Below are 13,169 nucleotides of genomic sequence, written 5' to 3'. Positions count from 1 at the left end.
GGTGATGGCGTGAGAGAGCAGTGGCTACTTAAACAAAGAAAAAGAGATGAAATAGAAAGTTTAAAAGAAGAATTAAATATAGATTTATTAACATCTATTCTTTTGGTGAATAGAAATATAAAAGATGAAAAAGATGCACGTGAATTTTTATTTGGTGGAATTGAAAATTTAAATAACCCTTATCTTATGAAAGATATGGAGAAAGGGGTTAAAAGGGTAAAAGAAGCCATAGAAAATGGTAATAAAATAACCATATATGGAGACTATGATTGCGACGGTGTATCAAGTACTTCAATTTTTTATAAAGGGTTAAAAAGATGCAATGCTAACTTTAATTATCATATTCCAGATAGGGAAGATGAAGGGTATGGTATGAACTCTAACAGAGTTAAAATTTTAAAGGAAGAAGGTACTGAGATAATTTTAACTTGTGACAATGGAATTGCAGCCTTTGAAGAAATAGATTTAGCACAGAAATTAGGCATGGATGTAATATTAACAGATCATCACGATATTCCTTTAGTTAAAGATGAAAATGGAGAGATAAATAAAGAAGTTCCAAAGGCCTATGCTGTTATAAATCCTAAACAAGAAGATTGTAATTATCCATTTAAATCCCTATGTGGAGCAGGAATTGCCTTTAAATTTATATGTGCATTATATAAAGAACTAGGGATTCCACAGAAGGAAGCTTTAGAATTATTAGAAATTTGTGCTATTGCTACTGTTTGCGATGTAGTTGATTTATTAGGAGAAAACAGAATAATAGTAAAAAATGGATTAGAAATGCTTAATAATACTAAAAATAAGGGATTAATAGCCTTAAAGAAATATACAGGTCTTGAAGGCAAAGAAATGGCACAATATCACTTAGGATTTGTTATAGGCCCTTGTATAAATGCCACTGGAAGACTTGAAACAGCTGACTTATCTGTTGAATTGCTTTTAGCTGAAGATGATGAAAGAGCAGATACTTTAGCTAAGGAGCTTTTTGAGCTTAATCAAAGAAGACAGGAATTAACTAAAGACAGTGTTGATATGGTAATAAAGCAAATAGAAGATAATAATATGGAAAATGACAAGGTTATTTTAGTTTATAATCCTTATATACATGAAAGTATTGCTGGAATTGTAGCAGGGAGAATAAAAGAAAAATATAATGTTCCTACAATAATAATGACTAAGGGAAAAGATATGCCTAAGGGATCTGCAAGATCTATAGAGGAATATAATATTTTTGAAGAATTATCAAAATGTAAAGAGTTCATAAGCAAATTTGGAGGTCATCCAATGGCTGCTGGTTTATCTGTGGAAGAAAAAAACATACCTATATTAAGAAATATGTTATTAGAAAACTGTAAATTAACAGATTATGATATAATACCAAAGGTTAGAATAGATGTTAAGTTACCTTTAGAAAGTTTAAATTATGGATTAGTAGATAGTTTAGATAAGTTAGAACCCTTTGGAAAAGGAAATTCTAGCCCGCTTTTTGGAGAGAAAGATGTTAAAGTAAGCAGGGTTTGGATAATGGGAAAAGAGCAGAATGTAATTAAATTTAGATGCAAATTAAAGAATAGTTATAAAACAATAGATGCCATAGCCTTTGGAAATAAGGTTGAGGAATTTAAAGAAGATTTTGCTAATAAATATGGAGAAGAGGAACTATTAAGAGTATTAGATGGTGGAAACTGCAACTTTAGTATTGATTTAATTTATTACCCAAATATAAATGAGTTTAATGGAAATAAATCTATTCAAGCTAATGTAAAATACTTTAGATTATAAAATTAAAGGAGCAATATTTTAAAAATATTGCTCCAATGTTTTGTATATAATTAGGCATAAATTAATTATATACACTATAAATATTTAATTTTATTTATATAGTAGATTTTAATTGTTTTAGGTTAAATTCCTTTTTCGTATTGTTCTACCATTCTTTTAACCATTTCTCCACCAACGCTTCCACATTGTTTAGAGCTTAAATCTCCATTGTAGTCTGAGAATGGTACTCCCATTTCAGATGCTACCTCATTTTTAAATTTTGCTAATCCGTTTTTTGCTTCTGGAACTAATTGTGCCATTTTGAATTCCTCCTTAGTTATTAATTGAGTTTGCATTTATATATTGTGCAGAATAGAGTAAAATATGAGAGGGAATTATAGGAGTTATTACAAAAAAATATTTATAAAACCATAGTTTATTAAAATATAATAAAATCACATTTTATTAAGGGAGTTGATTTTTTGAAAAAGTATAAAATAATTATGACTGGTGGAGGTTCTGCAGGTCATGTTACCCCAAATTTAGCTTTAGTTCCTAAATTAAAAGAGTTAGGTTTTGAAATAAAATATATAGGAAGTAAAAATGGTATAGAAAAAGAAATAATAACTAAGGAGAATATACCTTATTTTTCAATATCATCAGGTAAGCTTAGAAGATATTTTGATATAAAAAACTTTACAGATCCATTTAAAGTATTAAAAGGTGTTATGGATGCCTCAAGAATACTTTCAAAAGAAAAACCAGATGTTATATTTTCAAAGGGTGGATTTGTAACAGTACCTGTAGTAATAGCAGCCTCAATGAAAAAAATTCCTGTGGTATCTCATGAATCAGATTTAACCCCTGGATTAGCAAATAAAATAGCATCACCATTTTGTGATACCTTGTGTGTTACATTCCCAGAAAGTCTAAAATATATAAAAGATAATAAAGGTGAATTAACAGGAACACCAATAAGAGAGGAACTTTTAAAGGGAGACAAAGAAAGAGGAAGAAAATTCTGTAACTTCAAAGAAAATAAAAAAGTTCTTATGATAGTTGGTGGTAGTTTAGGCTCAAAAGTTATAAATGAAAGTGTTAGAAAAATTTTAAATGAGATATTAAAAGAATATAATGTTATACATTTATGTGGAAAAGGAAACCTAGATGAATCATTAAAGAACTTAGATGGATATAGACAATATGAGTATATATCAGAGGAACTTCCAGATTTAATGGCTTTAGCAGATTTAGTTATATCTAGAGCAGGAGCAAATACAATATTTGAGTTACTAGCTCTTAGAAAGTTGAATATATTAATACCTCTATCAGCTAATGCTTCAAGAGGAGATCAAGTTTTAAATGCTAACTCTTTTGAAAAGAGTGGATATTCTATGGTCATAAAAGAAGAGGAACTTAATTCAGAAGTATTATTAAAATCAATAAATGAAGTAGAAAAAAGTAGAGAAAAGTACTTAAATTCCATGAAAATGAGTAAAATAGGCAATGGTGTTAATAATATCATAGATATAATAAAAAAATCGGCACATATGTAAATTTTTATAGATAATTCTTAGCATATGGTAGATGTTTTACAAGAATTAAGAATAAACTATTAAAATATGTTTCAAAATATCGGAATATGAAACTTGAAAAATTTCTATCAAAGAGTATAATTATTAATGTCGAGTAAAATTAGTTTTGTATCAAATAATATTGGGCTTTAAGATAAAATATATTATCAAGTATAAGAGGTGTTTTTATGAGTAAAGTATCAGTAATATATTGGAGCAATGGTGGGAATGTTGAAGTATTAGCAAACACTATTGCAGATGAGTTAACAGATTTAGGAGCAGAGGTTTTAATAAAACATGTTTCAAACGCTAAAGTAGAAGATGTGCTAGAAGCCGATGCAGTAGCTTTAGGCAGCCCTTCAATGGATAATAATAGAATAGAACAATACGATATGGAACCATTTGTTAATCAATTCAAATTAACTCCAAATAACAATAAGAAAATGATCTTATTTGGATCATATGGTTGGGATAATGGAGAGTTCATGGTTGAATGGGTTAAAAGAATGAAAGATTATGGATTCGACGTTGTTGGTAGCTTAGCTGTAAATGAATCACCAAACGATGATGAAATTAATTCAGCAAAAGAATTAGCAAAAAAATTAATAAAATAATGCTTATGCTAATAAGTAATTTTAATTAATTACTTTAAATATATTATAATTTTTAAGATTTTAATTTATATATCTACAAAATTAATGAAAGAGAGGTCATCTCAATGGCAATGAGAAAAATGAAAACTATGGATGGTAACACAGCTGCCGCTTATATATCATATGCGTTCACTGATGTTGCAGCAATATTCCCTATCACTCCATCATCACCAATGGCAGAGTGGGTTGATGAAAACAGTGCAAGAGGATTAAAGAACATATTTGGTCAACCTGTAAAAGTAATGGAAATGCAATCAGAAGCAGGTGCTGCTGGAGCAGTTCACGGTTCATTACAAGCTGGAGCTTTAACTACTACTTACACAGCTTCACAAGGTTTATTATTAATGATACCAAACATGTACAAAATAGCTGGTGAATTATTACCATCAGTATTCCATGTATCAGCTAGAGCATTAGCTACTTCAGCATTAAACATCTTCGGTGATCACCAAGACGTTATGGCTGCAAGACAAACTGGATTCGCTATGTTAGCAGAAGGATCAGTTCAAGAGGTTATGGATTTATCAGCAGTTGCTCACTTAGCAGCTCTTAAAGCTAGAATACCTTTCGTAAACTTCTTCGATGGATTCAGAACATCACATGAAATACAAAAAGTTGAACTTTTACAATACGATGAATTAAAAGAATTAGTAGATATGGAAGCTGTAGAAGAGTTCAGAAGAAGAGCTCTTAACCCTAACAAGCCTGTTACAAGAGGTACAGCTCAAAACCCAGACATCTACTTCCAAGAAAGAGAAGCAGTAAACAAATTCTACGATGCAGTTCCAGAAATAGTTGAGAGCTACATGAAAGAAATCACTAAGTTAACTGGTAGAGAGTACAACTGTTTCGATTACTATGGAGCAGCAGATGCTGAAAGAGTTATCGTAGCTATGGGATCAGTTACTGACTTAATAGAAGAAACTGTAGACTACTTAAACGCTAAAGGAGAAAAAGTTGGTTTAATCAAAGTAAGATTATTCAGACCATTCTCAAATGAAAGATTAATAAAAGCAATGCCAAAAACTGTTAAAAAGGTTGCTGTTTTAGATAGAACTAAAGAACCAGGTGCTGCAGGAGAACCTCTATACTTAGAAGTTAAGAATGCATTCTACGGATTAGAAAATGCTCCTGTAATAGTTGGTGGTAGATTCGGATTAGGATCAAAAGATACTGTACCAGCTGATATCGTTGCTGTTTACGAAAACTTAAATAAAGAGGATGCTAAAAATGGATTCACTTTATCAATAGTTGATGACGTAACTAACACTTCATTAGAACCAGTTGGAGATATAGATACTACTCCAGAAGGAACTAAAGCTTGTAAGTTCTGGGGATTAGGATCAGACGGAACAGTTGGAGCTAACAAGAGTGCTATCAAAATCATCGGAGACCATACTGACATGTATGCTCAAGGATACTTTGCATATGACTCTAAAAAATCAGGTGGGGTTACAATTTCTCACTTAAGATTCGGTAAACAACCAATAAAATCACCTTACTTAATAAACAAAGCTGATTTCGTTGCTTGTCATAACCAATCATATGTTAACAAATACTTCGTTTTAGATGGATTAAAGAAAAACGGAACATTCTTATTAAACACTATCTGGACTCCAGAAGAAGTTGCTGAACATTTACCAGCAAGCTATAAGAGATTCTTAGCTGAAAACAACATTAAGTTCTACACTTTAAATGCTGTTAAGATAGCTCAAGAAGTTGGATTAGGTGGAAGAATCAACATGATCATGCAATCAGCATTCTTCAAACTAGCTAACATAATACCAGTAGAAGACGCAGTTAAATACTTAAAAGACGCTGTTGTAACTTCATACGGTAAAAAAGGTGAAAAAGTTGTTAACATGAACCACGCTGCTATAGACAAAGGAATCGACGCTATCGTTGAAATCACTGTTCCAGCTGAGTGGGCTAACGCTAAAGATGAAGTTGTTGAAGCTAAAGAAGTTCCAGCATTCATCAAAAACATTGTTGAACCAATGAACAGATTAGAAGGAGATAAACTTCCTGTATCAGCATTCAACGGAATGGAAGATGGTACTTTCGAACCAGGTACTGCTGCATACGAAAAGAGAGGAATCGGTATAAACATACCAGAATGGATAGCAGACAACTGTATCCAATGTAACCAATGTGCTTACGTTTGTCCTCATGCTACAATAAGACCATTCTTATTAACTGAGGAAGAAGCTAAAAATGCTCCTGCTTCAACTAAGTTAGTTGCTGCTAAAGCATTAAAAACTGAAGAGCCAATGCAATTCACTATGGCTGTAAGTACTTTAGACTGTACTGGATGTGGAAACTGTGCTCAAGTTTGTCCTGCTAAGGAAAAAGCTTTAGTTATGAAACCACAACATACTCAAGAAGATCAAATAGAAGCTTGGGATTACTGTGTAAATGATGTTGCACCTAAGAAAAACCCAATGAACAAAAACACAGTTAAAGGTAGCCAATTCGAGCAACCATTATTCGAGTTCTCAGGAGCTTGTGCTGGATGTGGAGAAACTCCATATGCTAAACTTATAACTCAATTATTCGGAGATAGAATGATGATAGCTAACGCTACTGGATGTTCATCAATCTGGGGTGGATCAGCTCCTTCAACTCCATACACAACTAACCACAATGGTCATGGACCAGCTTGGGCTAACTCATTATTCGAGGACAACGCTGAATTCGGATTAGGTATGTTCTTAGGAGTTAAAGCTATAAGAGAAAGATTAGTTGATCTTGCTGGAAAAGCAATTGAAGCTGGTGTTAAACCAGAAGCTAAAGAAGCTTTAGAAGCTTGGATAGCTGAAGTTGACAACGGAGAAGGAACTAGAGATAGAGCTGATGCTGTTGTAGCTGCATTACAAGGTGAAACTAACGAGTTCGCTAAAGAAATATTAAAAGACCAAGACTACTTAGCTAAGAGATCACAATGGATCTTCGGTGGAGACGGATGGGCTTACGACATCGGTTACGGTGGAGTTGACCACGTTTTAGCTAGTGGAGAAGATGTAAACATACTTGTTATGGATACAGAAATCTACTCAAATACTGGTGGTCAGGCTTCTAAATCAACTCCAACTGCTGCTATCGCTAAATTCGCTGCTGCAGGTAAGAGAACTAAGAAGAAAGATTTAGGAATGATGGCTATGAGCTATGGTTATGTATATGTTGCTCAAATAGCTATGGGTGCAGATAAGAACCAAACTCTTAAAGCTATAGCTGAAGCTGAAGCATACAAAGGACCATCATTAATAATAGCTTACGCTCCATGTATCAGCCACGGATTAAAAGCTGGTATGGGTAACTCTCAATTAGAAGAGAAGAGAGCTGTTGAATGCGGATACTGGGCTATGTACAGATTCAACCCAATGTTAAAAGAAACTGGTAAGAATCCATTCTCATTAGACTCTAAAGAACCAACTGGTGATTTCAGAGAATTCATAATGGGAGAAGTTAGATACGCTGCATTAGCAAAAGCATTCCCAGAAGCTGCTGAAGCTTTATTCGAAAAGACTGAAAGAGATGCTAAAGAAAGATTAGAAAACTACAAAAAACTTGCTGCTAACTAGTAAGTAGTAGATAACTAATTACGTTTGATATATTGATTGAAGTATAAAATAAGATAAGAGTTAGAGTATTATGCTCTAACTCTTATTTTTTTATTTCTATATGGAGAAAAATATATTTTTATATATAAGTAAAAAAACTAATTTTATTAAAATTCAAAATAGTTAATATATTAAGTTTTTATAAAAAATAAAAGCATAGATATAAGTGTAAAATAAAAAATTAAATAATTTATTATAAATATTAATAAATTTTTAATAAAGATTTATTATATGTTTAATTATGCAAAATAAAATTTTAAATAAATAAATATGTTTTTCTATGTTTGTTTAATGATTTTTTTAATAAAGTGTTAATAAAATAAAGCTATAAATGATATTAAGTTAAATGCTGAGTAAATTTAAAAAAATAGAAGTATTTTGAAGAAAAGTCTTGATTAATAGTGTATTTTGATAAGTAATAAAGATAAATAAAAGAATGGAACTTTTGAATAAATTGTTAACGAGGTTTATTATTTAAATATAGTTGGTAGCTATTATTCAAGACAAAAATTTAGAGCATAGTAAATTTTTGTCTTAGGTAATAGTTGTTAATTGTTGAAGCTTATTTAATAAAATTAAGTTTCTAAAATTATAATTTAAACAATAACAACAGAGGAGGCGTTTATTATGCCAAGTAAATCAAGTGCAAATGCAAAAACACTTACTTTGTTTGGGTTCTTTGCTATGACAGCATCAATGGTAATGACAGTGTATGAATACCCTACATTTGCAACATCAGGATTTCATTTAGTATTTTTCTTAATCGTAGGCGGACTTTTATGGTTCTTACCAGTTGCATTATGTGCAGCAGAAATGGCAACTGTAGATGGATGGGAAGAAGGCGGTATCTTTGCTTGGGTAGGTAATACTTTAGGTGAAAGATGGGGATTCGCAGCGATCTTCTTCCAATGGTTCCAAATAACAGTTGGATTTGTTACAATGATTTATTTTATATTAGGGGCTCTATCTTATGTGCTAAATTGGCCAGCATTAAATAGTAATCCATTAATAAAATTTATAGGCGTTTTAATCATATTCTGGGGATTAACTTTCTCACAATTTGGAGGGACTAAAAATACAGCTAAAATAGCTAAAGCAGGATTTGTTTTCGGAGTTGTAGTTCCAGCAATTATATTATTTATATTAGGTATAATGTACATAGCAAAAGGTAATCCAGTACATGTTGATTTAAGCGCACATGCTCTTATACCTGATTTTACAAAAGTAAATACATTAGTTGTATTCGTATCATTTATTTTAGCATATATGGGAGTTGAAGCATCAGCATCACATGTTAATAAATTAGAAAATGCAAGCAAAAACTATCCATTAGCTATGTTTATACTTGTTGTATTAGCAATAGTTCTTAATACAGTAGGTGGTTTAACAGTAGCAGCAGTTATACCAGCTGACCAATTAAACCTAAGTGCTGGTGTTGTTCAAACATTCCATCAATTAGTAGTTGTAAACCTTGGTGAAAGTTTTGATTGGATAACAAGAATAGTAGCATTATTATTAGCTTTAGGAGTTATGGCAGAAGTAAGTTCATGGGTTGTAGGTCCTTCAGAAGGTATGTATGCAGCAGCTAAAAAAGGATTATTACCTAAAAAGTTAACTGAAGTTAATAAACATGAAGTTCCAGTTCCATTAGTATTAGTTCAAGGTTTAGTAGTTACTATATGGGCAGCTGTTTTAACATTCGGCGGTGGTGGAAATAACGTTTCATTCCTTACTGCTATATCATTAACAGTTGTTATATACTTAGTTGGATATTTATTATTCTTCATAGGATATATTATTTTAATATTAAAACATGAAGATTTAAAACGTGCGTATCATGTACCAGGTGGAAAAACATTTAAAATGATAGTAGCAATAGTTGGGTTTTCTGTATCAGTATTTGCTTTAGTTATTTCCTTTGTACCACCATCACAATTAACAGGAAAAAGTATATCAGAATATTTAACTATATTATCTATAAGTTTCATAGTTACAGTTTTAATTCCATTTATAATTTATGCTTTACATGGCAAATGGAATAAATAATAAGAATAAATTAGAATTATATTTGAAGTAGTCTATAATTTTAGACTACTTCAAATCTTTTATAGAGAAATAATTAAATTCGCTAGCTCGTGTTATAGTTGGATTTGGAACTATATGTTTCGGATTATTCTCCATAGTATCAATATTATAAATTAGTACATTAAATTAAACTTATTTATTATTATTGAAGTTAATTTTTTTAGATTTACTTCTTTTTTTATAAATATTTAATGAAAATAAAGGTTTATAATATTGAATATATTAATGTGTTAGTGAAAAGAAATTTTCTACTTAAATGTTTAATAAAATGTTAATGAAATATAAATTTTAATATATATTTTCTATGAGTATATATTTAAATAACATTTTGTTATATATGTATTATTTTATTAAAATATAAAATAATAAGATTATTTATAAGGAAATAATAAAATTTACTAAGATTATTTTGACATATTATTAATAAAAATGATTTTAAAATATTTTATAGAGAAAAGACGAGGAAATTGAAGAAATTGAGAGTATTACAGAGAAAAATTAAATGTTAATAAACAAATAATAAAATATTAACAAAATGTAACGAATTCACGAATTTAAATATTATACCAAAAGGTGTATTATATAAATAACTTGATGAGGTATTCATTAAGAAGATATAAATAAAATGATTTATATAACTAAAAATTAATCTTAATTTCTTGAAGGCAGGTGAAGAAATTAAGAATGGTTTTTAGCTAAACTTAGGAGGTATTCAAAATGCTTTTTGGAAAACAAGATTTAGAAAATTTAAAATTAGGAAATGAGTTTGAAACACCTATATTTGGAACAGTTGAAAGTAATGAACCTATTCCAAAATATAAATTAGCAAAAAAATCAATTGCACCACAAGTTGCATATAGATTAATAAAAGATGATTTACTAGATGAAGGTAATGCACGTCAAAACTTAGCAACATTTTGTCAAACATATATGGATGATGAAGCAGTAAAATTAATGTCAGAGACATTAGAGAAAAATGCTATAGATAAATCAGAATATCCACAAACAACAGATATGGAAAACCGTTGTGTAAATATATTAGCTGATTTATGGCATGCTCCAAAAGAATTAAATTATATGGGAACTTCAACAGTTGGATCATCAGAAGCTTGTATGCTTGGTGGTATGGCTATGAAATTTAGATGGAGAAATAGAGCAAAAGCTTTAGGTATGGATGTTACATCTAAAAAACCAAACTTAGTAATCTCTTCAGGATACCAAGTATGTTGGGAAAAATTCTGTGTTTATTGGGATATAGAAATGAGATTAGTTCCAATGGATGAACAACATATGAGTATAAATGTAGATAAAGTTTTAGATTATGTTGATGAATATACAATTGGTGTAGTTGGTATATTAGGTATAACTTATACTGGTAAATATGACGATATAAAAGCTTTAGATAAAAAATTAGAAGAATACAATAAAACAGCAAAAATAACAGTTCCAATACATGTTGATGGTGCTTCAGGAGCTATGTTTGCTCCATTTATAGAACCTGATTTAAAATGGGACTTCCAATTAAAAAATGTTGTTTCAATTAGTACATCAGGTCATAAATATGGATTAGTTTATCCAGGTATAGGTTGGGTATTATGGAAAGATAAAGAATACTTACCTCAAGAATTAGTATTTGAAGTAAGCTATTTAGGTGGAAAAATGCCTACAATGGCAATAAACTTCTCAAGATCAGCTAGCCAAATTCTTGGTCAATACTATAACTTCTTAAGATACGGATTTGAAGGTTATAGACAAATACATCAAAGAACAAAAGATGTAGCTATGTACTTATCAAGTGAACTTGAAAAAACTGGTTTATTTGAAATATATAATAATGGTGAAAACTTACCAATAGTTTGCTACAAATTAAAAGATGATGTTAAAGTAAACTGGACATTATATGATTTAGCAGATAGATTATTAATGAAAGGATGGCAAGTACCTGCTTATCCATTACCAGAAGATTTACAAAATGTAATAATTCAAAGATTTGTATGTCGTGCAGATTTAAGTAGAAACTTAGCTGATTTATTAATGAGAGATTTAAAAGCAGCTATAGAAGATTTAAATAATGCAAGAATTTTAAGCAAAACTCAAGTAGATAATAAGGGAGTACAAGGATTTACTCACTAGTATAAAAAAAACTCTCCTTAAAGCAAAAACTTTAAGGAGAGTTTTTTATTATAAATTATAATTACTAGAAAAAATATTTTCTATTGATTATAATATTATATTATGTTAAGAATATAATTAAAGATTATAAAGAAAATGCTTTTATTATTTTGTATTTAAGGTTACAATTAATATAAAGTAAATTTTCCACAAGGGAGGAAAGATTATGTCAGATAAAGATTTAAACAAATGCTGCGGAGGTAACTGCGGTTGCGGAAGCGAAAAAGAAGAAAAGCATGAAGGATGTGGATGTGGTGGACACGGTCACGATCATGGACATGACCATCATGAAGGATGCGGATGCGGAGATGAACATTTAGAGCATTTCGTTGTAGATTTAGAAGATGAAGAAGGAAACACAATAACTTGTGATGTTATTGATGCTTTTGAATATAAAGATGAAGAGTATGTTTTAGTACAACATCCTGATGAATCAGTTTACCTATTCAAATCTCAAGGTGAAGAAGGAGAATTAGTTCTTCCTTCAGAAGAAGAGTTTGATGAAGTTGTTAAATTCTACGAAGAAAATGTAGCTGAATAATAAATGAAAGATGATGTTTTACATCATCTTTTATTTAGTTTATAATACTTTTGATAAATTTTACTTGAAATGTGGGGAATGACATGGAAAAATTAGCTATATTTGATGTTGATTTTACTTTAACTAGTAAGGAAACTTTATTACAGTTATTTAAATTTTTAATAAAAGAAGATAAGAAAAACTTAAAATTCTTACCAAGGGCTGCTTTTTCAGGACTTATGTATGGATTAAAGTTTTATGATGAAAAAAAGGTTAAGCAATCATTTCTTAAGTTTATAGATGGAGTAGAAGAGAATGATTTAAAAATCCTTGTGAAAAAATATTATGATGAGGTTTTAAGCAAGATAATTTATAAAGATTCTATTGATATGATGAAAAAGTTAAAATCAGAAGGATATAAAATTTACTTAATATCAGCTTCTCCAGAGTTTTATTTAAATGAGCTTTACAATATAAAAGAAGTGGATGTTATAATAGGAACAAGGTTCTCCTTTAATGAAGGAAAGTTTGAAAGAAAGATGGTAGGGAAGAACTGCAAAGGGGAAGAAAAGGTTAGAAGACTTAAGGAATATTTACAGGAACATAATATAGAGGTGGATTATAAAAACTCATATATGTTTTCAGATTCACTTTCAGATAAACCTTTATTAGATCTAGTAGGAAATGGCTATTTAATAAATTATAAGAAAAATAGTAAGGATTATAAGATTTTAAATTGGAAATAAAAAAGCAATCTCTATTTAGAGATTGCTTTTAT

9 protein-coding genes and 1 pseudogene are annotated in these 13,169 nt (G+C 30.0%); 9 read left to right on the top strand and 1 reads right to left on the bottom strand.

Annotation, left to right across the window (positions count from 1 at the left end; all coding sequences use genetic code 11):
* The first annotated feature begins 9 nt into the window (after positions 1 to 9).
* The gene (recJ, locus tag ACYUCG_RS08735) at positions 10 to 1,788 is read left to right on the top strand and encodes a single-stranded-DNA-specific exonuclease RecJ (protein ID WP_460268451.1); all 1,779 of its coding nucleotides are present in this window, start codon (positions 10 to 12) and stop codon (positions 1,786 to 1,788) included.
* Positions 1,789 to 1,910: 122 nt separating this feature from the next.
* Here the strand turns inward: recJ and ACYUCG_RS08730 are convergent, their stop codons facing one another.
* A complete protein-coding gene (locus ACYUCG_RS08730) occupies positions 1,911 to 2,087 on the bottom strand; it encodes an alpha/beta-type small acid-soluble spore protein (RefSeq protein ID WP_240298685.1) in 177 nt (58 codons plus the stop codon).
* A 162-nt stretch (positions 2,088 to 2,249) separates the two neighbouring features.
* Here ACYUCG_RS08730 and ACYUCG_RS08725 point away from each other — a divergent pair, with 162 nt between their 5' ends.
* The 8 genes and pseudogenes from ACYUCG_RS08725 (at position 2,250) to ACYUCG_RS08690 (ending at position 13,137) form a co-directional block, all read left to right on the top strand.
* Positions 2,250 to 3,323, top strand: a complete 1,074-nt coding sequence (locus tag ACYUCG_RS08725; RefSeq protein WP_283677992.1) for an undecaprenyldiphospho-muramoylpentapeptide beta-N-acetylglucosaminyltransferase — start codon at positions 2,250 to 2,252, stop codon at positions 3,321 to 3,323.
* A gap of 206 nt (positions 3,324 to 3,529) precedes the next feature.
* Positions 3,530 to 3,955, top strand: coding sequence for a flavodoxin (locus ACYUCG_RS08720; RefSeq protein WP_003451301.1), 426 nt, complete (start codon positions 3,530 to 3,532; stop codon positions 3,953 to 3,955).
* A gap of 110 nt (positions 3,956 to 4,065) precedes the next feature.
* Complete coding sequence (gene nifJ / locus ACYUCG_RS08715; RefSeq protein WP_025647475.1) at positions 4,066 to 7,575, top strand: pyruvate:ferredoxin (flavodoxin) oxidoreductase; 3,510 nt, start codon at positions 4,066 to 4,068, stop codon at positions 7,573 to 7,575.
* A 666-nt stretch (positions 7,576 to 8,241) separates the two neighbouring features.
* Positions 8,242 to 9,660, top strand: coding sequence for a glutamate:gamma-aminobutyrate antiporter (gene gadC / locus ACYUCG_RS08710; protein ID WP_460268450.1), 1,419 nt, complete (start codon positions 8,242 to 8,244; stop codon positions 9,658 to 9,660).
* A gap of 88 nt (positions 9,661 to 9,748) precedes the next feature.
* A pseudogene (locus ACYUCG_RS08705) lies at positions 9,749 to 9,811 on the top strand (hypothetical protein); the annotation flags it as partial.
* A gap of 605 nt (positions 9,812 to 10,416) precedes the next feature.
* Complete coding sequence (locus ACYUCG_RS08700; protein ID WP_060795886.1) at positions 10,417 to 11,832, top strand: glutamate decarboxylase; 1,416 nt, start codon at positions 10,417 to 10,419, stop codon at positions 11,830 to 11,832.
* Positions 11,833 to 12,037: 205 nt separating this feature from the next.
* Positions 12,038 to 12,412 (top strand): DUF1292 domain-containing protein, encoded by a 375-nt coding sequence (locus ACYUCG_RS08695; protein ID WP_003451221.1) that lies wholly within the window; start codon positions 12,038 to 12,040, stop codon positions 12,410 to 12,412.
* A gap of 83 nt (positions 12,413 to 12,495) precedes the next feature.
* Positions 12,496 to 13,137 (top strand): HAD-IB family hydrolase, encoded by a 642-nt coding sequence (locus ACYUCG_RS08690; protein WP_460268449.1) that lies wholly within the window; start codon positions 12,496 to 12,498, stop codon positions 13,135 to 13,137.
* Positions 13,138 to 13,169 lie beyond the last annotated feature (32 nt).

It is taken from the genome of Clostridium sp. CTA-17 (assembly GCF_054767895.1).
Note: the sequence above shows the minus strand (reverse complement) of the source record. Positions and strands in the feature narration are given on the sequence as shown.